Origin of the sequence: Streptomyces sp. NPDC000075 (assembly GCF_040301925.1) — a bacterium.
GTDB lineage: Bacteria > Actinomycetota > Actinomycetes > Streptomycetales > Streptomycetaceae > Streptomyces > Streptomyces polychromogenes.
The window spans coordinates 1-21,363 of record NZ_JBEPFL010000004.1 but is presented as its reverse complement, the minus strand read 5'-3'; the positions used below and the strand labels follow the sequence as shown (position 1 = coordinate 21,363).

At 73.6% G+C, this 21,363-nt stretch carries 17 protein-coding genes; 10 read left to right on the top strand and 7 right to left on the bottom strand.

The window, feature by feature from the left end; all coding sequences use genetic code 11:
* Positions 1–2: 2 nt before the first annotated feature.
* Entirely contained in the window at positions 3–2,810 is a 2,808-nt protein-coding gene (locus ABT403_RS06030; protein WP_344162874.1) for an FAD-binding and (Fe-S)-binding domain-containing protein, read from the bottom strand.
* A 95-nt stretch (positions 2,811–2,905) separates the two neighbouring features.
* Between ABT403_RS06030 and serC the strand changes: the two genes are divergently transcribed.
* The 4 genes from serC to ABT403_RS06010 all read left to right on the top strand — a co-directional run bounded on the left by serC (position 2,906) and on the right by ABT403_RS06010 (position 8,902).
* Positions 2,906–4,024, top strand: coding sequence for a phosphoserine transaminase (gene serC / locus ABT403_RS06025; RefSeq protein WP_344162871.1), 1,119 nt, complete (start codon positions 2,906–2,908; stop codon positions 4,022–4,024).
* Positions 4,025–4,312: 288 nt separating this feature from the next.
* Positions 4,313–5,101, top strand: a complete 789-nt coding sequence (locus tag ABT403_RS06020) for a hypothetical protein (RefSeq protein ID WP_344162868.1) — start codon at positions 4,313–4,315, stop codon at positions 5,099–5,101.
* A complete protein-coding gene (locus tag ABT403_RS06015) occupies positions 5,094–5,717 on the top strand; it encodes a class F sortase (RefSeq protein ID WP_344162865.1) in 624 nt (207 codons plus the stop codon). The genes ABT403_RS06020 and ABT403_RS06015 overlap by 8 nt, the downstream gene beginning before the upstream one ends.
* A gap of 92 nt (positions 5,718–5,809) precedes the next feature.
* Positions 5,810–8,902 carry a sacsin N-terminal ATP-binding-like domain-containing protein gene (locus ABT403_RS06010; protein WP_344165747.1) on the top strand — a complete coding sequence of 1,031 codons (3,093 nt, stop codon included), beginning with the start codon at positions 5,810–5,812 and terminating at the stop codon, positions 8,900–8,902.
* Between the two features lie 29 nt (positions 8,903–8,931).
* Here the strand turns inward: ABT403_RS06010 and ABT403_RS06005 are convergent, their stop codons facing one another.
* On the bottom strand, positions 8,932–10,290 hold the full coding sequence (locus ABT403_RS06005) for an MFS transporter (protein WP_344162862.1): 1,359 nt from the start codon (positions 10,288–10,290) through the stop codon (positions 8,932–8,934).
* A 25-nt stretch (positions 10,291–10,315) separates the two neighbouring features.
* Positions 10,316–10,753 carry a MarR family winged helix-turn-helix transcriptional regulator gene (locus ABT403_RS06000; RefSeq protein WP_344162859.1) on the bottom strand — a complete coding sequence of 146 codons (438 nt, stop codon included), beginning with the start codon at positions 10,751–10,753 and terminating at the stop codon, positions 10,316–10,318.
* 158 nt (positions 10,754–10,911) lie between these two features.
* Between ABT403_RS06000 and ABT403_RS05995 the strand changes: the two genes are divergently transcribed.
* Complete coding sequence (locus ABT403_RS05995) at positions 10,912–11,094, top strand: hypothetical protein (protein WP_007265601.1); 183 nt, start codon at positions 10,912–10,914, stop codon at positions 11,092–11,094.
* Here the strand turns inward: ABT403_RS05995 and ABT403_RS05990 are convergent.
* Positions 11,087–12,514 (bottom strand): NCS2 family permease, encoded by a 1,428-nt coding sequence (locus ABT403_RS05990; protein ID WP_344162853.1) that lies wholly within the window; start codon positions 12,512–12,514, stop codon positions 11,087–11,089. The genes ABT403_RS05995 and ABT403_RS05990 overlap by 8 nt on opposite strands.
* A 140-nt stretch (positions 12,515–12,654) precedes the next feature.
* Here ABT403_RS05990 and ABT403_RS05985 point away from each other — a divergent pair, with 140 nt between their 5' ends.
* The 4 genes from ABT403_RS05985 to ABT403_RS05970 all read left to right on the top strand — a co-directional run bounded on the left by ABT403_RS05985 (position 12,655) and on the right by ABT403_RS05970 (position 17,177).
* Positions 12,655–12,948: a DUF2530 domain-containing protein gene (locus tag ABT403_RS05985; RefSeq protein WP_344162850.1), complete on the top strand. Its 294-nt coding sequence runs from the start codon at positions 12,655–12,657 to the stop codon at positions 12,946–12,948.
* Positions 12,949–13,059: 111 nt separating this feature from the next.
* On the top strand, positions 13,060–15,513 hold the full coding sequence (locus tag ABT403_RS05980; protein ID WP_344162847.1) for an HAD-IC family P-type ATPase: 2,454 nt from the start codon (positions 13,060–13,062) through the stop codon (positions 15,511–15,513).
* Positions 15,514–15,653: 140 nt separating this feature from the next.
* A complete protein-coding gene (gene thpR, locus ABT403_RS05975) occupies positions 15,654–16,214 on the top strand; it encodes an RNA 2',3'-cyclic phosphodiesterase (RefSeq protein ID WP_344162845.1) in 561 nt (186 codons plus the stop codon).
* A gap of 219 nt (positions 16,215–16,433) precedes the next feature.
* A complete protein-coding gene (locus ABT403_RS05970) occupies positions 16,434–17,177 on the top strand; it encodes a hypothetical protein (RefSeq protein ID WP_344162843.1) in 744 nt (247 codons plus the stop codon).
* Positions 17,178–17,235: 58 nt separating this feature from the next.
* On the opposite strand, the gene ABT403_RS05965 is transcribed toward ABT403_RS05970, so the two are convergent.
* The 3 genes from ABT403_RS05965 to ABT403_RS05955 form a co-directional block, all read right to left on the bottom strand.
* On the bottom strand, positions 17,236–18,207 hold the full coding sequence (locus tag ABT403_RS05965; RefSeq protein ID WP_344162841.1) for an MmcQ/YjbR family DNA-binding protein: 972 nt from the start codon (positions 18,205–18,207) through the stop codon (positions 17,236–17,238).
* 180 nt (positions 18,208–18,387) lie between these two features.
* Positions 18,388–19,386, bottom strand: a complete 999-nt coding sequence (locus tag ABT403_RS05960; RefSeq protein WP_344162838.1) for an aldo/keto reductase — start codon at positions 19,384–19,386, stop codon at positions 18,388–18,390.
* A gap of 59 nt (positions 19,387–19,445) precedes the next feature.
* Positions 19,446–20,141 (bottom strand): GDSL-type esterase/lipase family protein, encoded by a 696-nt coding sequence (locus ABT403_RS05955; RefSeq protein ID WP_344162835.1) that lies wholly within the window; start codon positions 20,139–20,141, stop codon positions 19,446–19,448.
* A gap of 107 nt (positions 20,142–20,248) precedes the next feature.
* Here ABT403_RS05955 and ABT403_RS05950 point away from each other — a divergent pair, with 107 nt between their 5' ends.
* Positions 20,249–21,283: a WD40 repeat domain-containing protein gene (locus ABT403_RS05950; protein ID WP_344162832.1), complete on the top strand. Its 1,035-nt coding sequence runs from the start codon at positions 20,249–20,251 to the stop codon at positions 21,281–21,283.
* Positions 21,284–21,363 lie beyond the last annotated feature (80 nt).

Below are 21,363 nucleotides of genomic sequence, written 5' to 3'. Positions count from 1 at the left end.
TCTTACATGGGCTCCTCCGGGGCCGGCCGGTCCGGCGGGAGGGCCTCCGCCAGGAGTTCCGCCAGGTGGCGGGCGCGGTGGTCGGAGAGCTGGGCGATCTGGGTGCGGCAGGAGAACCCGTCGGCCAGGACGGCGGTGCCGGGGGTGGCGGCGCGCAGGGAGGGCAGGAGCTGTTCCTCCGCGCAGGCCACGGAGACGGCGTGGTGGCCCGGCTGGAAGCCGAAGTCGCCCGCGAGGCCGCAGCACCCTCCGCTGAGCCCGCCGGTGAGGCCGGCGCGTTCGCGCAGCCGCCGGTCGGCGGCGTCACCGAGGACGGCGTGCTGGTGGCAGTGGGTCTGGCCCGCGACGGGCCGGTCCAGGCGGGGCGGGGTCCAGTGGGGGGCGTACTCCTCCAGGGTCTCGGCGAAGGTGCGGACCGCTGCCGCGAGGTGGTGGGCGCGGGGGTCGTCGGGGAGGAGGGCGGGGAGGTCGGTGCGGAGGGCCGCGGCGCAGCTGGGTTCCAGGACGAGGACGGGGCCCTCGACCTCGCCCAGGGTGTCCAGGGTGCGGCGCAGGACCCTGCGGGCGGTGGTGAGGCGGCCGGTGGAGATGTAGGTGAGGGCGCAGCAGGGGTGGCCGGTGGCCGGGAGGGTGGTGGGGAGGCCGGCGGCGGCCAGTACGCGGAGTGCCGCGCGGCCCGTTTCGGGGGTGAGGTGGTTGGTGAAGGTGTCCGGGAAGAGGGTGACCCGGGCCGGGGCCGGGGTCGGATGTGACGCCCGGCGGGCCCGCCACCACCTCCGCGCCTCAGACGCCGGCGAGGCTGGATACCACCGCCGCAGCGGTACCCCCGCCACCTCGGGCAGCCCCCGTTCCCGCGTCAGCCCCGGCACCCGCAGGAGCCTCCCGACCGCGTTGACCGGCCGGGCCGCCCGTAGCGCGGCGATCAGACGGAGCCAGGCCGGGAGGCAGCCCAGGACGTAGTGGGACAGCGGGCGCAGGCGGCCCCGCCAGTGGTGGTGGAGGAACCGCGACTTGTACGCGGCCATGTCCACCCCCACCGGGCAGTCGCTGCGGCAGCCCTTGCAGCCCAGGCAGAGGTCCAGGGCTTCGGCCACCTCCGGCGAGCGCCAGCCGTCGCGGACGATCTCCCCCGCGAGCATCTCGTGGAGCAGGCGTGCCCGGCCGCGCGTGGAGTGCCGTTCCTCGCCCGTGACCCGGTACGAGGGGCACATCACCCCCGCCCCGGCCGGCTCCGTCGAGCGGCACTTCGCGACGCCGACGCAGCGGGCCACCTCGTCCGCGAAGGGGGTCGCGGGCAGGACGGCGAAGCGGAGGTTCTCGTCGAGGCGGGCGGGGCGGACCAGCATGCCGGGGTTCATGCCGCCCGCCGGGTCCCAGAGGTCCTTGTAGGCGCCGAAGAGGCCGATCACCTCGGGCCCGTACATGCGCGGCAGCAGTTCCGCGCGGGCCTGGCCGTCGCCGTGTTCGCCCGACAGGGAGCCGCCGTGGGCGACGACGAGGTCGGCGAGGTCGGAGGAGAAGGAGCGGAAGCGGGCCACGCCGGGGGCCGAGGCCAGGTCGAAGTCGATGCGGACGTGGACGCAGCCCTCCCCGAAGTGCCCGTACGGGGTCCCCCGCAGCCCGTGCCGGGCGAGCAGGGCGCGGAACTCGCGCAGGTAGGCGCCGAGCCGGGCCGGGGGTACGGCGCAGTCCTCCCAGCCCGGCCAGGCCATGCGGCCTCCCCCAGACTCCGTCCGGGAGGTGCCCCCAGGCGTACGGGTCGCGGTGCCGGCGGCGTCCTCGCGGATCCGCCACAGCGCCCGCTGCCCGGCCGGGTCGGCGACGACCAGCGCGTCGAGCGCGTCGGCGGCCCGTACGAGGCGGTGCGCGGCCCCCTCGTCCCGGGTCTCGGCGAACAGCCAGGCCCCGCCCCGGGGCAGCCCGGCGGTGTCGGGGACCAGGTCGCGGGCCATGCCCTCGACGGTCAGCGGCCCGTACTCCAGCAGCCCGGCGGCGGCGTCGGCGGCGGCGCCCTCGTCGGGGTAGCCGAGGACCGCGAGGGCGGGCGCGGGCGGGAGTTCGACGAGGCGCACCACGGCCTCGGTGACCACCCCGAGGGTGCCCTCGCTGCCGCAGAAGGCCTGCGCGAGGCGGGTGCCGCGTTCGGGCAGGAGCCGGTCGAGGCCGCCGTAGCCGGAGATGCGGCGCGAGAACCCGTCGCCGAGGCCCGTGCGCAGGACGGCCAGGTTCCGCGCGACGAGTTCCCGCAGTCCGGCGGGGGCGCCGGACCAGCCTTCCGCGAGGTGGTGGCGGGTGCCCCCGTACGCGGTCACGGACAGTTCGGCCACGTTGTCGGCGGTGGTGCCCCAGGCCACGGAGTGGGCCCCGCAGGCGTTGTTGCCGATCATCCCGCCGAGGGTGCAGCGGGAGTGCGTGGAGGGGTCCGGGCCGAAGGTCAGCCCGTGCGGGCGGACCGCCGCGCGGAGCCGGTCGAGGACCAGGCCGGGCTGGACGACGGCGGTGCGGGCGGCCGGGTCCACCGAGACCAGGGCGTTCATGTGCCGGGTGAGGTCGAGGACCACGCCCGTGCCGGTCGCCTGTCCGGCGATGGAGGTGCCGCCGCCGCGCGGGACGACGGGGACGGCGGCCTCGGCGCACACCCGGAGCGCCGCCGCCACGTCCTCGGCGTCGCGCGGGGCGACGACGCCGAGCGGGACGCGCCGGTAGTTGGAGGCGTCCATGGTCACCAACGCCCGTGCCGCTGCCCCGAAATCCACCTCCCCGCGCAGCTCCGCCCGCAATGTCCGCTCAAGTTCACCTGGAGACGTCACGGACACACCCTCCCATCACCCGTGTATCACCCGCCCGTGTCTCATCCGGTGGACGCGCCTCCAACGGCCGGTCCGGGACCCGATACGCTCCGCTCGTGGCTGAGATCCAGATTCCCGCTGACATCAAGCCCGCCGACGGACGCTTCGGCGCGGGCCCCTCCAAGGTGCGGACCGAGGCGCTGGACGCCCTCGCCGCCACCGGTAACTCCCTGCTCGGTACCTCACACCGCCAGGCCCCGGTCAAGAACCTGGTCGGCTCGGTGCGCCAGGGCCTCCGGGACCTCTTCTCCCTCCCCGAGGGCTACGAGGTGATCCTGGGCAACGGCGGATCCACCGCCTTCTGGGACATCGCGACCGCCGGTCTCATCGAGCGGAAGTCCCAGCACCTGACCTTCGGCGAGTTCTCGTCCAAGTTCGCCAAGGCCGCGAAGCTCGCGCCGTGGCTGGACGAGCCGTCCGTCATCTCCTCCGAGCCGGGCACGCACCCCGAGCCGGTGGCGGAGGCGGGTGTGGACGTGTACGCGTACACGCACAACGAGACCTCGACGGGTGTCGCGGCGCCGGTCAAGCGCGTCGCGGGCGCCGACGCCGGTTCGCTGGTGCTGGTGGACGCGACCTCGGGCGCGGGCGGTCTGCCCGTGGACATCACCGAGACCGACGTCTACTACTTCGCCCCGCAGAAGTCCTTCGCCTCGGACGGCGGCCTGTGGCTGGCGGCGTTCTCCCCGGCCGCCCTGGAGCGTGCCGCGCGCGTGCACGCGTCCGGCCGGCACATCCCGGAGTTCTTCTCGCTGCCGACGGCGATCGACAACTCGCTGAAGAACCAGACGTACAACACCCCGGCGCTGGCGACCCTCTTCCTGCTGAACCAGCAGCTGGAGTGGATGAACGGCCAGGGCGGTCTGGAGTTCACGACCTCCCGTACGGCGGCCAGCGCGGCCAACCTGTACGGCTGGGCGGAGGCCTCGAAGTACGCGAGCCCGTTCGTGCGGGACGCCGAGAAGCGTTCGGCGGTCATCGGCACGATCGACTTCGACGACGCGATCGACGCGGCGGCCGTGGCGAAGGTGCTGCGCGCCAACGGCATCGTGGACACCGAGCCGTACCGCAAGCTCGGCCGCAACCAGCTCCGCATCGCGATGTTCCCGGCGATCGACCCGGCGGACGTGCAGGCGCTGACCGCCTGCGTCGACTACGTGATCGAGCGCCTCTGACCGCGGCTCGCTCCCGCTGACGCGCGAGGGGCCCCCGGTGCCGGAAGGCGCCGGGGGCCCCTTCGCGTTCTCACGGCCCCGCACCCCGGGACTTTGGTCCCAAAAATCGGGGCAAAGAGCACGCAAACGGACCATCCCCAGGGGCTGCGCGGCCTGCGCGTTCGCGGCGCGGGACCTTCGGCAGGGGGCTTCCCGGGGGTCCGGAGCGGCCGCAACCGAGCGGCTTGGATGTCCCTCATGTCTGGTGTGCCGGGAAAAATCCCGGCCGTCCGTTCAGGAGGAGATCCCATGCGCAAGGCACGCACCGTACGCACCCTCTCGGCGATAGCCCTCGCCTCCACGCTGGCCGTCGCCGGCGGCGCCGCCACCACCGCCTTCGCCGCCGAGGGCCCGTTCCCCTCCCCGTCCGCGAGCACCCCCGCCGCCAAGGCGTCCGTGACGGTGCCCAGCTCCCCCGTGAAGCCCGGCGACGCGATCAGCGTCACCGTGACCGCCCCCGCCGGGTCGAAGAACCTGACGGTGTCCTCGTCCGCGCTCGGCGCCGTCAGGCTCAGCCCCGGCAAGGACGGCACCTGGACCGGCACCGCCACCGTCGCCGACGTCAAGGACGGCGGCTACGGCGTCGCCCTCACCGGCTCCGCCCCCGACGGCGCCAAGCTCCAGGCCACCGCGCAGCTGACCGTCAAGACCGGCTCCCCCAAGCCCAAGCCGACCCCCGCGCCCTCCACCCTCCAGCTGTCCACCGACTTCGGCCGCCCCGGCGACAAGGTCGTCATCACCGTGAAGAGCTCCGAGAAGGAGGCCTACGTGAAGTCCGCCGCCTTCGCGGGCGGCCGCGTCGACCTCAAGGGCGACGGCAAGGGCACCTTCACCGCCACCGCGACCGTCGCGGGCGACGTCAGGACCGGCTACTACGGCATCGACGCCTTCGCCGGCGGCAAGAAGTTCGACACCGTGAAGTTCTCCGTCGAGGCCAAGGGCAACCCCGACGTCAAGCCCCTCAAGCCCCTCACCCCCGGCGAGCACAAGACGCCCAAGGGCTCCGTCAACACCGGCCAGGCCCCCGCCGATGCCTGAGTCCGCCCCCACCCGCCGCCGGGGCGGCCGCGCACGCCGCGCCGCCGCCCTGGCGGGGGCCGCAGCCCTGGCCGCGGCCCTCGCCTCCGGCTGCGCCGCGGGCGACGGCGCCCACCGGGACACGGCGGCCGCCGTCGCCTCCGTCTCCGCCCTCCCGCCCTCCGTCCCCGACCGCGTCGAGATCCCCTCCCTGCACGTCGACGCCCACCTCGACGCCGTCGGCCTCGACCCCCAAGGCGTCATGCGGGAACCCGACTTCGCCAAGCCCCGCGACGCCGCCTGGTACCAGGACGGCCCCACCCCCGGCGAACCCGGCGCCGCCGCGATCGTCGGCCACATGGACACCCCGCAGGCCCCCCAGGCCGTCTTCTTCCACCTCAAGGACATCGCCGAGGGCGGGGAGATCGATGTCCACCGCGCCGACGGCACCACCGCCGTCTTCACCGTCGACGCCGTCGACACCTTCAAGAAGGACGCCTTCCCCACCTCCGAGGTCTACGGCGACACCCACGGCAAGGCCGAACTCCGCCTCATCACCTGCGGCGGCAGCCTCACCCCCGACCGCCACTGGGACTCCAACGTCGTCGTGTTCGCCCACCTCACGGGCAAGGCCTAGCCCCCCACGCGATACCTTCACAGCAGGACGTGGAGGCAGCACAGCGTGGAGGCAGCGGCGTGAACGTGCGAGTGACGGCGGCCCAGAGCGGCATGGACCCCTTCAGTACCGCCCGGCTTCGCCGCGCGGTGCTCGACGCCTGGGCGGCCGGGCCCGCCCGGTTCCGCGAGGACGCCAACGCCGAGGAGGACCTGGCACTCGGCGGCTACCGCGACCGGCTCGTCGTCGAACTGGCGCAGAACGCCTCCGACGCCGCCGCCCGCGGCCGCGTACCCGGCCGGATGCGGCTCACCCTGCACCCCGCCGCCCCCGGCGACGGGCACGGCGTCCTGGCCGTCGCCAACACCGGAGCCCCGCTGGACGCCACGGGCGTGGAGTCGCTGAGCACCCTGCGCGCCTCCGCCAAACGCGAGGGCGCCTCCGCCGCCGACACCGTCGGCCGGTTCGGCGTCGGCTTCGCCGCCGTCCTCGCCGTCACCGACGAACCCGCCGTCCTCGGCCGGCACGGCGGCGTGCGCTGGTCCCTCGCCGAAGCCCGCGAAATGGCCCGCGAGGCCGCCCACTTCAGCCCCGGGCTCGGCGACGAACTGCGCCGCCGCGACGGCCACGTCCCGCTGCTGCGCCTGCCGCTGCCCGCCGAGGGCACCGCCCCCGAGGGCTACGACACCGTCGTCGTCCTCCCGCTGCGCGACGCCGCCGCCGAAGCCCTCGCCGAACGCCTCCTGCACGGGGTCGACGACGCCCTCCTCCTCACCCTCCCCGGGCTCACCGAGATCGTCGTCGACACCCCCTCCAGCGGCACCCGCACCCTCTACCGGCACACCGACGGCCCCTACACCGTCATCGAGGACTCCGCCTCCGGCACCCACCGCTGGCGCACCGCCCGCGCGAACGGCCCCCTCACACCCGAACTCCTCGCCGACCGGCCCGTCGAGGAGCGGCTGCGGCCCGCCTGGAGCGTCACCTGGGCCGTCCCCGTCGACGCCGACGGCGCACCCGTACCGCCCCGCACCGAGCCCGTCGTCCACGCCCCCACCCCCACCGACGAACCCCTCGGCATCCCGGCCCTGCTCATCGCCTCCCTGCCGATGGACACCTCCCGGCGCCACCACGCGCCCGGGCCGCTGGCCGAGTTCCTCGTGGAGCGCGCCGCCGACGCCTACGCCGGACTCCTCGCCGCCTGGGAGCCGGTGACCCCGGCCCTCGTCGACCTCGTCCCCGGCCCCCTCGGCAAGGGCGAGCTCGACGGCGCCCTGCGCGCCGCCGTCCTGCGCCGGCTCCCCCGCACCGGATTCCTCGCCCCCGCCGTCCCGTCCGAGGAACTCACCCGGCTGCGCCCCTTCGAGGCCGAGGTCGTCGAGGGCGCCGGAGCCGACACCGTACGGGTCCTCGCGGAGGTCCTCCCGACGCTGCTGCCCGCCGGGCTGGAGCGGCGGCCCGAGCTGCGCACCCTGGGCGTGGGCCGGCTCCCGCTCGGGGAGGCCATCGAGCGGATCGCCGGCATCGAGCGCACCCCGCAGTGGTGGCACAGCCTCTACGACACCCTGGCCGGCGTCGACCCGGACCGGCTCTCGGGCCTGCCCGTACCGCTCGCCGACGGCCGCACCGCGATCGGCCCGCGCCACATCCTGCTGCCCGGCGCGGACACCCCGGCGGACCTGGCCCGGCTGGGCCTCAAGGTGGCCCACCCGGACGCCGCCCACCCGCTGCTGGAGAAGCTGGGCGCCCTCCCCGCCACCGCCCGCGCCGTCCTGACGACCCCGCAGATCCGGGCCGCGGTGGCCGGCTCGCTCGACGCGGGCGAGGTCTGGGACGAGGACTCCGACGCCCCCGACGCCGACGAACTCGCCGAGATCGTCCTCACCCTGGTCCGCGACGCCGGCCTGGCCCCCGGCGACGAGCCCTGGCTGGGCGCCCTGGCCCTGCCCGACGAGGACGGCGAACCGGCCCCGGCCGGGGAGCTCCTCCTCGCCGGCAGCCCGCTCGCCTCCGTCGTCCGCGAGGACGAGATCCCGTACCTGGACCCGGAGCTCGCCGCCCGCTGGGACGCCGGCACGCTGGCCGCCTGCGGGGTGCTGACCACCTTCCAGCTGGTCCGCGCCACCGACGTCGTCCTCGACCCGGACGAGCTGGAGCCCCGCGACGGGGACTACGCCGAGCCCGACGACGCGGGGCTGCTGGACGCCGTCGACGTGTGGTGCGAGGACCTCCTCGACCAGTTCCCCGACTCCCCCGTGCCGCCCGTCGCCACCGAGCTGATCGCCGTACGGGACCTCGACCTCGTCGACGACGACCGCTGGCCCCAGGCCCTGGCGATGCTCGCCCAGCCCCCGCTGCGCGACGCCCTCACCCAGCCGGTGCGGGTCCTGCTCCCCGACGGCACCACGCAGTCGGTGCGCCCGTACACCGCCTGGTGGCTGCGCGACCACCCCGTGCTCGACGGCCGCCGCCCGGCGGGGCTGCGCGCGGCGGGCGGGGACCCGCTGCTGGCCGGCCTGTACACCCCGGCGGACGCGACCGGTTTCGAGGACGAGCAGGTCCTGCGCGCGCTGGGCGTACGCACCTCGGTGCGCGCCCTGCTGGAGGAGCCGGGCGGCGCGGCCGAGTTGCTGGGCCGCCTCGCGGACCCGGACCGCGAGGTGTCGGGCCGGCAGCTGCACGGGCTGTACGGGGCGCTGGCCGAGCTGGACCCGGAGCAGGTGACGCTGCCGGACGAGCTGCGGGCCGTGGTGGACGGGGAGGTGGTCGTGGTGGACGCCGCCGAGGCGGTCGTCTGCGACGCCCCCGACCTGCTGCCCCTGACGGAGGGCCTGCCGCTGCTGCCCGTCTCCCCCTCCCGGGCGGCGGAGCTGGCGGAGCTGTTCCAGGTGCGGCGGCTGTCGGAGACGGTCCCGGCGGAGGTGACCACACCGGGCGAGGAGCACGAGGTCCCGGAGCCGGTACGGGTGCTGCTGGGCCCGGCCACCCCGGAGACGTACGTGGAGCACGAGGAGCTGGTGGCGGGCGGCACCGAGCTGGACTGGCGGCTGACCCCGGACGGGGTGCTGCACGCGGCCACCCTGGAGGGCGTGGCGGCGGGCCTGGCCTGGTCGGCGTCCCAGTGGCCCCGCCGCTTCGAGGTCGCGGCCCTCCTGGAGGACCCGTCCCGCACGGCGGAACTCGCGCGGGACAGGTGGTTCGACTAGGACGCCGAGGGGCGGCCCCGGCCGGTGGCTTACGCCGCCGGGGCCAGTTCGCGCTGGGGGGCCGCCGGGACGAACGTGAGCCCGTGGCGGCCGACGCGCAGGCGGAGGTTGCCGACGCGGCGCAGGATCAGGCCGACGGCCACCGCGGCCGCCAGGGAGACCAGGCCGCCCGCGGCCATGCCGAGCCGGGCCCCGTAGGTGTCGGTGATCCAGCCGACCAGCGGGGCGCCGACGGGGGTGCCGCCGGTGAAGACCATCATGTAGAGGGCCATCACCCGGCCCCGCATCTCGGGGTCGGTGGCCATCTGGACGCTGGAGTTCGCCACGACGTTGACGGTCAGCCCGAACATCCCGACCGGCACCAGCAGGGCCGCGAACAGCCAGAAGCCGGGCGCGAAGGCCGTCACCAGCAGGAGGACGGAGAACAGCACCGCCGCCGTCACCAGCAGCCGCAGCCGGGTGTTGCCCCGGCGGGCGGCGAGCAGGGCGCCGGCCAGGGAGCCGGCCGCGATCAGGGTGTTGAACACGCCGTAGGTGCCCGCGTCCCCGTGGAAGACGTCGTCGACGAAGGCCGACAGCCAGATGGGGAAGTTGAAGCCGAAGGTGCCGATGAAGCCGACCAGGACGATCGGCCAGACCAGCTCGGGCCGGCCGGCGACGTAGCGCAGGCCCTCCCGCAGCTGCCCCTTGGCGCGCGGCTGGGTCTCGACCCGGTGCAGCTCGCGGGTGCGCATCATCAGCAGCGCGGCGATCGGCGCCGCGAAGGACAGCCCGTTCAGCAGGAAGGCCCAGCCGGAGCCGACGGCGGTGATCAGCACGCCGGCGATCGCCGGGCCGACCAGCCGCGCGGACTGGAAGTTCGCGGAGTTCAGGCTGACGGCGTTGGCGACCTGCGCGGGGCCGACCATCTCGGAGACGAAGGTCTGCCGGGCCGGGTTGTCCACGACGGTGACCAGGCCGAGCAGGAACGCGGCGAGGTACACGTGCCACACCTGGACGTTCCCGGCCAGGGTGAGGGCGGCCAGCGCGACGCCGGTGAGGCCCATGGCGGTCTGTGTGGCGATCAGCAGCGGCCGCTTGGGCAGCCGGTCCGCGAGGACGCCTCCGTAGAGGCCGAACAGCAGCATCGGCAGGAACTGCAGGGCGATGGTCACGCCGACGGCGGACGCGGAGCCCGTCAGGGAGAGGACCAGCCAGTCCTGCGCGATGCGCTGCATCCAGGTGCCCGTGTTCGAGACGACCTGGCCTGCGGCGAAGAGCCGGTAGTTCCGGATCCTCAGTGAGCTGAACATGGAGTTCGAGCGGGTGCCCGGTCCTCTGTCCGTGCTCGGGGTCTGGGGGGTGGGTAGGTGGCCGGGTGCGGAGTTCCCTCCGGTTCCGGTACTCAAAAGCGTTCGCCTCCTGGCGTCGTTCCTATAGGTGCGCGAGCTTCTCCAGGACGGGGGCGGCCGCGCGGAGCTTGGCCCATTCGTCCTCGGTGAGCTCTGCGGCGAGCCCGGCCAGGAAGGCGTTGCGCTTGCGGCGGCTCTCTTCGAGCATCGCCTCGGCCTCCTCCGTCTGGCTGACCACCTTCTGGCGGCGGTCGTCGGGGTGCGGTTCCAGCCTGACCAGTCCCTTGGCCTCCAGCAACGCGACGATGCGGGTCATCGACGGCGGCTGGACGTGCTCCTTGCGGGCGAGCTCACCGGGGGTGGCGTGGCCGCAGCGGGCGAGGGTGCCGAGGACCGACATCTCGGTCGGGCTCAGCGATTCGTCGACGCGCTGGTGCTTCAGGCGCCGGCCCAGCCGCATTACGGCGGAGCGGAGGTCGTTCACGGCGGCAGCGTCGTCGCCATGGGAGAGGTCTGGCATGTACTTAGAATAACTCATTACTCTGGCTAACGAACGCAGGGGGTGACGGAAGGCCTCGGGGCGGGTCCGCGGAACCGGATCCGGCCGGATCACTCGTACGGGTGAGTCCGGCGGGGAAAGGGGCACGCACGCGTACCCTCTGGCCCGACCCTTTCGGCATGGGGACACATGTGCTGAGCATGCGCATAGACGGGGAGCTGCTGGAGCGGCTGAGGCACCATGCCGCCAAACGCGGAATGAGCGTCCAGGACTATGTCGTCCGGACGCTCATTCGCGATGACTTCGACGAGCGGTTCAAGGCCGCCGTCGACGAGACGGAGAAGTTCTACGGGCTCACGTGAGGCCGAGGGCCGGCATCGCGTAGTAGAAGACGAAGATCGCCGAGACGGCGTACATCGCGGCCGGGACCTCCCGGCCCCGGCCCGCCGCCAGGCGCAGCACGCAGAAGCTGATGAAGCCGATGCCGATGCCGTTGGTGATCGAGTAGGTGAACGGCATCATCACCATGGCCATGAAGGCCGGGACGGCGATGGTGAAGTCACTCCAGTCGATGTCCCGGACCGAGCCCGCCAGGATCAGGAAGCCGACCGCGACGAGGGCGGGGGTGGCGGCCTGCGAGGGGACCATCGTGGCGAGCGGGGTCAGGAAGAGCGAGACGGTGAAGAGGCCGCCCGTGACCACGTTGGCCAGGCCCGTGCGGGCGCCCTCGCCGACGCCCGCCGTGGACTCCACGAAGCAGGTGGTGGCGGAGGACGAGGTGGCGCCGCCGGAGGCGACGGCCAGGCCGTCGATCAGCAGGACCCGGTTGATGCCGGGGAAGGTGCCGTCGGGCTTGGTGAGCTTGGCCTCGTCGCCGACGCCGAGGATGGTGCCCATCGCGTCGAAGAAGCAGGACAGCAGCACGGTGAAGACGAACAGGATGCCGGTGAGCACCCCGACCTTGCCGAAGCCGCCGAAGAGGCTGACCTGGCCGACGAGCCCGAAGTCGGGCGCGGCCACCGGGTTGCCCGGCCACTGCGGGACGGTCAGGCCCCAGGCGAGGTCCGGCAGGTCGGCGATCAGCTGCACGGCGACCGCGACGACGGTCAGGGCGACGATGGAGATCAGGATCGCGCCGGGCGTCTTGCGGATCAGCAGCGCGAGCGTGAGCAGCACGCCGACGACGAAAATCAGGACGGGCCAGCCGTGCAGGTGGCCGTTGCCGCCGAGCTGGAGCGGGACCGTGGTGTGCGCGGCGTCCGGGATGCGGGTGACGAAGCCGGAGTCCACCAGGCCGATCAGCATGATGAACAGGCCGATGCCGATCGCGATGCCCTTGCGCAGGCCCAGCGGGACGGCGTTCATGACCCGCTCGCGCAGGCCGGTGGCGACCAGCAGCATCACGACGAAGCCGGCCAGGACCACCATGCCCATGGCGTCGGGCCAGCTCATGCGCGGGGCGAGCTGGAGGGCCACGACCGTGTTCACGCCGAGGCCGGCGGCCAGGGCGATCGGGACGTTGCCGATGACACCCATGAGGAGGGTGGAGAAGGCGGCCGTCAGGACGGTGGCCGTGACCAGCTGGCCGCCGTCGAGCTGATGCCCGTACATGTCCTTCGCACTGCCCAGGATGATCGGGTTCAGCACGATGATGTAAGCCATCGCGAAGAAGGTCGCGAAGCCGCCCCGTACCTCGCGGGCCACGGTCGAGCCGCGTTCCGAGATCTTGAAGAAGCGGTCCAGGCCGCTGGTGGGGGCCGCGGCGGGTGCCGAGGTGCTCATGCGGTCCTCAAACTGAGTCGAATTAGGGGTTCCTACGAAGCAATCCGGCCGTAGGCAAACCGTTTCAGTATGAACACATGAACGGAGGGCAGTCCATCTCCGCGCGTAGACTCCGAAATCGGCCACTTAGACTAGTCGGCATGGCGAAGTGGACCCCAAGGCACGAGGCGCCCGAGCCCCTGGAGGGCCCGGTTGTCGCCACCATCACCGGCGGCACGATCCTCTGGTTCGCCATGTTCATCGTCCAGCTGCCCTTCTACGGCTGGTTCGCCGACCGGGACCTGCTGTGGTGGCTGTGGACCTGCGCGGCCGGCGGCGGGCTCGGCCTGATCGGCATCTGGTACGTCCGCGGCCGCGACGCCGCGCTCAAGGCCCACGCGGCGAAGGAGGCCGCGCGGGCGGCGCGGGCCGCCGGGGACGAGCAGCCCGAGTAGGACCCGCGGGGCCGCCCCGGGCCGACCCGAGGACGATTCCCCTCATCCCGAAGTCGGATCTTCCCGCCGCTCGGCGGGTGAAGCGCGGAAACGCCCTTTACCGTCGAAAACATGACCCAGTGGGCGAGGATCGACCATGACGGGCCCGAGCGGCCCGCCGCCGCCATCGACGCGGGGGCCGAGCTGGACCCCGTACATCCCGTGAAACCCCCCGCCCCCCGCTTCAGGCCGGGCGGTCTGACCACCGCCGAGGTCGCCGAACGCGTCGCGCGCGGCGACGTCAACGACGTCCCGCTGCGCTCCTCGCGCTCCACCGCCGACATCGTCCGCGCCAACGTCTTCACCCGCTTCAACGCCATCATCGGCGTCCTGTGGGTGATCATGCTCTTCGTCGCGCCCCTCCAGGACAGCCTCTTCGGCTTCGTGATCGTCGCCAACACCGGCATCGGCATCATCCAGGAGCTGCGCGCCAAGAAGACCCTCGACGGGCTCGCCGTCATCGGCGAGGCCAAACCGAGCGTGCGCCGCGACGGCACCACCGCCGAGATCTCCACCTCCGAGATCGTCCTGTCCGACGTCATCGAGCTCGGACCCGGCGACAAGGTGGTGGTCGACGGCGTCGTCGGCGAGGCCGAGGGACTGGAGATCGACGAGTCCCTCCTCACCGGCGAGGCCGACCCCGTCCTGAAGAAGCCCGGCGACCAGGTCATGTCCGGCTCCTTCGTCGTCGCCGGCGGCGGCGCCTTCACGGCCACCAAGGTCGGCCGCGAGGCCTACGCCGCCCAGCTCGCCGAAGAGGCCTCCCGCTTCACGCTCGTCCACTCCGAGCTGCGCACCGGCATCTCCACCATCCTCAAGTACGTCACCTGGATGATGGTCCCGACCTCCATCGGCCTGATCATCAGCCAGCTCGTCGTCAAGGACGACAACCTCAAGGACGCCATCGCCCGGACCGTCGGCGGCATCGTCCCGATGATCCCCGAAGGGCTCGTCCTCCTCACCTCCGTCGCCTTCGCCGTCGGCGTCATCCGGCTCGGCCGCAAGCAGTGCCTCGTCCAGGAACTGCCCGCCATCGAGGGCCTCGCCCGCGTCGACGTCGTCTGCCTCGACAAGACCGGCACCCTCACCGAGGGCGGCATGGACGTCACCGAGCTGCGCCCGCTCGGCGGCGCGGAGCCCGAGTACGTCAAGAAGGTGCTCGGCGCCCTCGGCGAGTCCGACCCCCGCCCCAACGCCAGCCTCCAGGCCATCATCGACGCCTTCCCCGACAGCGCCGAGTGGCGCTGCACCGAGTCCCTGCCCTTCTCCTCCGCCCGCAAGTACAGCGGCGCCAGCTTCAGCGAGGGCGACGGCGAGAACAACACCTGGCTGCTCGGCGCCCCCGACGTGCTCCTGCCCAGCGGGGACCCGGCGCTCGACGAGATCAACGGCCTCAACGAACAGGGGCTGCGGGTCCTGCTGCTGGCCCGCTCGGCCCGCGAACTCGACGACCCGGCGGTGGCCAGCGGGGTCAAGCCGACGGCCCTCGTCGTCCTCGAACAGCGGCTGCGGCCCGACGCCGCCGACACCCTGCGCTACTTCGACGAGCAGGACGTCAGGGCGAAGGTGATCTCCGGCGACAACGCCGTCTCCGTCGGCGCGGTCGCCGGCAAGCTGGGCCTGCCCGGAGCCGCCGGCACCGTCGACGCCCGGCACCTGCCCGCCGAGCGGGACGCGATGGCCGAGGTCCTCGACGGCAACGCCGTCTTCGGCCGGGTCACCCCGCAGCAGAAACGGGACATGGTCGGCGCCCTCCAGTCCCGCGGCCACACCGTCGCCATGACCGGCGACGGCGTCAACGACGTGCTCGCCCTCAAGGACGCCGACATCGGCGTATCCATGGGCTCGGGCTCCGAGGCCACCCGCGCGGTCGCGCAGATCGTCCTCCTCAACAACAGCTTCTCCACCCTGCCGTCGGTGGTCGCCGAGGGCCGCCGGGTCATCGGCAACATCACGCGCGTGGCGACCCTCTTCCTCGTCAAGACGGTCTACTCGGTGCTGCTGGCGATCCTGGTGGTCTGCTCCCAGGTGGAGTACCCCTTCCTCCCCCGCCACCTCACCCTGCTGTCCACCCTCACCATCGGCGTCCCGGCGTTCTTCCTGGCGCTGGCCCCGAACAAGGAGCGGGCGCGGCCGCACTTCGTGAAGCGGGTCATGCGGTACGCCGTCCCCGGCGGGGTGGTGGCGGCGGTGGCCACCTTCACCTCGTACCTGATCGCCCGGGCCCACTACACCGGCCCGGACTCCCTGCCGGCGGAGACCAGCGCGGCGACGCTGACGCTGTTTCTGACCTCGCTGTGGGTCCTGGCGATCATCGCCCGGCCCTACACGTGGTGGCGGGTCGCGCTGGTGGCGGCGATGGGGGCGGCGTTCCTCGTCGTCCTGGTCGTCCCCTGGCTCCAGCACTTCTTCCAGCTGAAGCTGGAGGGGGTCACGATGCCGTGGATCGCGGTCGCGATCGCGGCAGCGGCGGCGGCCCTCATCGAAGCCGCCTTCCGCTGGGTCGACCACCGCTTCCCGGCGTAACCGTTTCCGGCTCAATCGCCGGCGGGCTATTTATAGCCCCGCCGGCGATTGAGGCGCTGGGGGCACCTCCCAGCGGTAGCTGGGGGAGGGTCTGGGGGCGGAGCCCCCAGTAGGCCCCGCGCAGCGGCTATCTTCGGAGCGTGAGGCTATTCGCAGCCGTGCTGCCGAGCACCGACGCCGTCGCCGAGCTGCGCGAGGCCGTGGCGGCCGCGCCGAGCGGCACGGACCTCCGCTGGACCGGCGAAGCCGGCTGGCACTTCACCCTCGCCTTCATGGGCGAGGTCGACGACGACCGCCTCCCCGAGCTGCACACCCGCCTCGCCCGGGCGGCGGCCCACAGCGCCCCCTTCCCGCTCCGCCTCCACGGCGCCGGCCACTTCGGCCGCCGCGCCCTGTGGATCGGCGCCGCCGGCGGGCTCGACGCGCTGCGGATGCTCGCCGAGCGGGCCGACGCCGCCGCCCGCCGGGCCGGGGTGCCCATGGAGCAGCACCGCCGCTACACCCCCCACCTCACCGTCGCCCGCGCCCGGCACGACGACGCCGACCTGCGGCCCTGCCTGGACGCCCTCTCCGGGTTCGAGGGCACGCCCTGGCAGGTCGACGTCCTCAGCCTCGTCCGCAGCAACCTGCCCGTCTCCGGGGTCCCCGGCGAGCAGCCGCGCTACGAGGTCGTCGGCGCATGGCCATTGACCGGCCATTAGCACTTTTCGGGCACTCGTGCAGGGTTTCGGGAAAAGGTTTTACATCCGGAGGCAAAGGATCCGCTGAACCCTTGCCGCTCCGGCGGCAGCCCGATGTGATGCGCGAGTCCTGTCGCTGAACCGGACGCACCGCGCTCCCCCGCGCGGGCCGGGGGGACGGCCGGGGGTGTGGCCGGCCGGAGTCAGCAGTACGCCCGAACAACGAGGTCGAACCACACCGTGCGTCAGATATCGCCCGTCGCCACCCTCTTCGCCGTCGCGGTCCTCCCGCTCGCGCTCACCGGCTGCTCCCTCCTCCCCAAGGAGGCCGCCAAGGCCGCCGTCAAGGCCGCCGCCTCCGCGGCCCCCGCCGCCCCCGCCGGGGCGCCGGCCACCGACGGCCCCAACAAGGGCCTCCTGACGGGTACGCAGCTCAAGGCCGCGCTCGCCCCCGCCTCCTTCTTCCCGGCCGGCTACACCGCCGACCCCGCGGACGCCCGCGACAGCGGCCCCGGCTACCGGCCGCCGGTCGCCGCCGAGGTGCCCACCCCCGACTGCACCAAGCTCGGCGGGACCGCGTGGACGGGCATCACCGGCATCGACGGCGTCTCGTTCGCCCAGGACGCCTACATCAACAAGAACACCTCGGAGGAGTACGCCCAGGAGATCGACGTCTACCAGGGCACCACCTCCACCACCGTCCTCGGCGCGCTGGGCATGCTCTCCAAGGCCTGCCCGAGCTACACCGACGAGCAGACCCACGGCAAGGTGACCATCACCGAGAAGCCCCTCGCCGGGGTGGGCGACGGCGCCTGGGTCATCACCGAGACCAACCCCGAATGGATGGGCGGCACCACCCTGGTGGCCGCACGCGTCGGCCACTCCGTGGTGACCGTGCTGGTCAGCGGCAACGGCGACAAGGGCCTGGCCGGCGCGACCAAGCTGACCAACGAGCTGGTCTCGAAGCTCAAGGGCAAGGCCTGACACACGGCCGCCCCGGTGCCGCCCCCGCCCTGCGGGGGCGGCACCGCCGCGCACGCCCTCAGGAACCCTGGTACGTGATCGTCACGTACAGGTACTCGTCCAGCAGCTTGGCCAGCGGCAGCCCCGGCCGCCCCAGCTCCGAGGCCAGCGCGGCCTCGTCCAGGCCGCCGCTCTCCGCGAGCGCGGCCCGCGCCCACGCCCGGCCCGTCGTCAGGTGCCGGGCGAACGCCGTCTCGTCCCGGGCACCCCACAGCCGCTGCGCGATCGCGGCGTCCCACGGCATCACCGTGTCCGGCCGCAGCGCGAACAGCGCCTTGGCGGCGGCCGTCGGCCCGAGGCTGCGGCGCCCCACGGGAAGCGCGGCCAGTTCCCCGTACGCGGCGGCCAGCCGGGCGATCTCCCGGTCGGACAGGGCCGCCAGCCGGGTCTCCGGCAGGGCCCCGTGCCGGGACCACCAGTGCGCCAGCCCCTCCCCGAACAGGTCGCGCTCGCCCTCGCGCGGGTAGCGGATCCGGCAGCCCCACGCGTTCAGCCAGCGGTGCAGGGCCGCCCGGTGCCCCGCGCCGGACAGGTCCAGCCCCGGCGCGGTGTCCGCGCGCAGCGCGAGCCAGCTGCGGTCCACCCCGGGGAACGCCCCGAACACCTCGGCCGCCTCCCGCAGCCGGGCCAGCCCGGGCGCGGGCGGCAGGCCGCCCTCCAGCTGGGCGCGGGCCACCTTGGCCGGTACGCACATCCGCCAGGCGTCGGTGACCAGCTCCTCCAGCTCCGCCGGGTCGAGGGCCGCCATCCGCGCCTCCGCCCAGTGGTAGCGCATGTCGCCGGCGCCCGGCAGGAGGAACTTCTCCGGCTCGGCGGCGACCAGCGCGGCCCGCTCCTCCTTGGGAAAGGCGAAGCCGAGCTGGGTCTCGTCCCGGGAGAGGGCGAGGTAGACGATCCGGCCTATCCGGAATTTCACCCGGTCGCGGATGAGGTGTTCCTCGGTGCGCGGCAGCGCGAGCGCCAGCCGCCGTACGTCGTCGACTGTGACCATGACGGAAGTCTCGCAGCCCCTGGCACGGGGCCCGGGGGCGGTCGCGTTAGTCTCGACGGGTGGACCCGAAGACCAGAAACCGTGTCATGGCCGGTGTGCTCGTGCTGATGTTCGCCGTCGTCGCCGTGGCGGCCGCGGTCGGCCGGTAGAGCACCACCGCGGCCACCCCTCGTACCGCGCCTACCAGGCGAAGGCCTCCGGCGACGGGCCCGGGCCGGGGAAGATCTCGTCCAGTGCGGCCAGGACCTCCTGCGAAAGCTCCAGCTCCACCGCGCGCAGCGCGGACGTGAGCTGCTCCGGCGTGCGCGGGCCGACGATCGGGCCCGTGACCCCGGGACGGGTCAGCAGCCAGGCCAGGGCGGTGTCGCCGGGCTCCAGGCCGTGCTTGTCGAGCAGGTCCTCGTACGCCTGCACCTGCGCCCGCACCGTGGAGTCGGCGAGCGCGTCCGCCGTGCGGCCGGAGGCGCTGCGTCCCTCGGCCGCGCCCGCGGCCTGCTTGCGGATGGCACCGCCGAGCAGCCCGCCGTGCAGCGGCGACCAGGGGATGACGCCGAGTCCGTACTCCTGCGCGGCCGGGATGACCTCCATCTCGGCGCGCCGCTCGGCGAGGTTGTACAGGCACTGCTCGCTGACGAGACCGAGGCGGCCGCCGCGCGCGGCGGTCTCGTTGGCCTGGGCGATCTTCCAGCCGGGGAAGTTGGAGGAGCCGGCGTAGAGGATCTTGCCCTGCTGGATCAGGACCTCGACGGCCTGCCAGATCTCCTCGAAGGGGGTCTGCCGGTCGACGTGGTGGAACTGGTAGACGTCGATGTGGTCGGTCTGGAGCCGCTTGAGGCTGGCGTCGACGGCGCGGCGGATGTTGAGGGCGGAGAGCCGGTCGAAGTTGGGCCAGGTCTCGCCCTCGCGGGACATCGAGCCGTAGACCTTGGTGGCCAGGACCGTCTTCTCGCGGCGGCCGCCGCCCTGGGCGAACCAGGTGCCGATGATCTCCTCGGTGCGGCCCTTGTTGGCGCCCCAGCCGTAGACGTTGGCGGTGTCGAAGAAGTTGACGCCCGCGTCGAGGGCGGCGTCCATGATGGCGTGGCTGGTGGGTTCGTCGGTCTGCGGACCGAAGTTCATCGTGCCGAGTACGAGTCGGCTGACCTTCAGGCCGGTGCGTCCGAGCTGCGTGTACTTCATGGGGCCCAAGCCAACTGCTTGGAGTGCGCTCTAATCAAGTCCCCCGCGAGACGGGTGTGTTACGCGTCCGCCGCCGGGCGGTAGGGGCCGCCGATCCCCCAGGCCTGGTGCAGGACGGCGGCGAACTCGCCGGCCAGGCGGTGCTCGCCGGAGGCGTTGGGGTGCGTGCCGTCGTAGGTGTCGCGGTGGATGTCGTACGCGTCCGGGCGCGCGGCCAGCAGGATCGGCGAGGTGGCGTCGGCGAGGTCGGCGACGGTCTTGGCGAGCAGTTCGTTGAAGCGGACGACCTCGGCGGCGAAGGGGGCGTCCTCCTCGGCGCGGACGTTGGGTATGACCGGCAGGAAGACCATCCGGATGCCGGGGCGGGCCTCGCGGGCGGCGGCGGCGAAGGCGCGGACGTTGGCGGCGGTCTGGTAGGCGTTGGTGTAGAAGCCGAGGTCGATCAGGCCGAGGGAGACGAGCAGGACGTCGGCGCCGGCCTCGCGGACGGCGGGCCCGATGAGCGGGGCCATGTGCTGCCAGCCCTCGCCCCAGCCGGCCAGGTGGCGGCGGGCGGGCTCGGGGAAGCACGGATCGGCGTAGTCGTGGCCGGCGGGCGTGTCGCCGTCGGTGTCGTAGAGCGCGCTGCGCGGGCCGACGATCTCGAAGGAGCCGTCGCCCAGGGTGGCGCGCAGGTGCTGCCACATCCGGTAGCGCCAGGTGTAGTCGCCGGCGCGTCCGATGGTCATGGAGTCGCCGACGAACATGAAACGCATCCGGTCATCATCGCGGATCACACGACGGGAACCCCTGTGATGCCGGACACGCCGGGGCCGGTACGGGGCGCGGCGCGCCGCGGCCCGCCTGCTGGCAGGCTGGGGGGATGCGCCTGCTGACCGTGCCGACGACCGCCGTTCCCGCCGCTCTCGCCCTGGGCCTGCTGCTGCCGGGTGCCGCCGCGGCCTCCGGCGCCGCCCCGGCCACCGGGAGCCCGGACCCCGCCGCGTCCGGGTTCACGATCAGCGACCCGCGGATCACGGAGTCGAGCGGGCTGGCGGCCAGCCGGATCCACCCGGGCGTGTACTGGACGCACAACGACAGCGACGACGGCCCGTACGTGTACGCGGTGGACTCGGCGACGGGCAGGACGGTGGCCCGGATCACCCTCTCCGGCATCGGCACCCCGCGCGACGTGGAGGCGATCTCGCTGGGCCCGGACGGGAACCTGTACGTCGGTGACATCGGGGACAACCGGGACGGCACCTGGGACCACGTGTGGATCTATCGCTTCCCGGAGCCGAAGGAACTGGCCGACGCCACGGTCAAGGCCGAGCAGTTCACGGCGGTGTACGCGGACGGGCCGCGCAACGCGGAGGCGCTGATGGTGCATCCGGTGACGGGCCGGGTGTACATCGCGAGCAAGAACGAGAAGGGCGGCGGGCTGTACGAGGGCCCGGAGAAGCTGTCGGCGGACGGGCGCAACGTCTTCCGGCGGGTCGCGGAGGTGCCGTGGGTGACGGACGGCGCGTTCTCCCCGGACGGCACCCGGCTGACGCTGCGCGGGTACTTCACGGCGCGCACGTACCCGTGGAAGGACGGCCGGCCGCAGGGGGAGGGCGAGCGGGTGGACGCGCCCTGGCAGGGGCAGGCGGAGTCGGTGACGTACTCCCCGGACGGGCGGACGCTGCTGTTCGGGGCGGAGGGCGTGAACAGCCGCGTGGTGGCCGTCCCCGTGGCCCCCGCCGCCACCCCGTCGGCCGCGGGCCCCACTCCCCCGCCGGCGGCGGGACCGGCCGGAGAGAAGGGCCCGGCCGGCTCGGGGAGCGGCAGTTTCACGAAGGGCGCCCTGGTCCTCGCGGCGGGCACGGCGCTGGTCCTGGCGGCGAAGCGGCTGCTGCGGCGGCGCCCGAAGGGTTGACCGCTGCGCGGGGCCTCCTGGGGGCTCCGCCCCCAGACCCCCGCGCCTCAAACGCCGGCGGGGCTATGAACAGCCCCGCC

What these genes read in the sequence shown, in the direction of transcription:
- ABT403_RS05950 (WP_344162832.1), top strand. Translation starts at nt 20,249, where the DNA reads ATGCGCCTGCTGACCGTGCCGACGACCGCCGTTCCCGCCGCTCTCGCC.
- ABT403_RS05990 (WP_344162853.1), bottom strand. Translation starts at nt 12,514, where the DNA reads ATGAGCACCTCGGCACCCGCCGCGGCCCCCACCAGCGGCCTGGACCGC.
- ABT403_RS05955 (WP_344162835.1), bottom strand. Translation starts at nt 20,141, where the DNA reads ATGCGTTTCATGTTCGTCGGCGACTCCATGACCATCGGACGCGCCGGC.
- ABT403_RS06000 (WP_344162859.1), bottom strand. Translation starts at nt 10,753, where the DNA reads ATGCCAGACCTCTCCCATGGCGACGACGCTGCCGCCGTGAACGACCTC.
- ABT403_RS05985 (WP_344162850.1), top strand. Translation starts at nt 12,655, where the DNA reads ATGGCGAAGTGGACCCCAAGGCACGAGGCGCCCGAGCCCCTGGAGGGC.
- ABT403_RS05995 (WP_007265601.1), top strand. Translation starts at nt 10,912, where the DNA reads ATGGGGACACATGTGCTGAGCATGCGCATAGACGGGGAGCTGCTGGAG.
- ABT403_RS05965 (WP_344162841.1), bottom strand. Translation starts at nt 18,207, where the DNA reads ATGGTCACAGTCGACGACGTACGGCGGCTGGCGCTCGCGCTGCCGCGC.
- ABT403_RS05960 (WP_344162838.1), bottom strand. Translation starts at nt 19,386, where the DNA reads ATGAAGTACACGCAGCTCGGACGCACCGGCCTGAAGGTCAGCCGACTC.
- ABT403_RS06010 (WP_344165747.1), top strand. Translation starts at nt 5,810, where the DNA reads ATGGACCCCTTCAGTACCGCCCGGCTTCGCCGCGCGGTGCTCGACGCC.
- ABT403_RS06020 (WP_344162868.1), top strand. Translation starts at nt 4,313, where the DNA reads ATGCGCAAGGCACGCACCGTACGCACCCTCTCGGCGATAGCCCTCGCC.
- ABT403_RS05980 (WP_344162847.1), top strand. Translation starts at nt 13,060, where the DNA reads ATGACCCAGTGGGCGAGGATCGACCATGACGGGCCCGAGCGGCCCGCC.
- ABT403_RS06015 (WP_344162865.1), top strand. Translation starts at nt 5,094, where the DNA reads ATGCCTGAGTCCGCCCCCACCCGCCGCCGGGGCGGCCGCGCACGCCGC.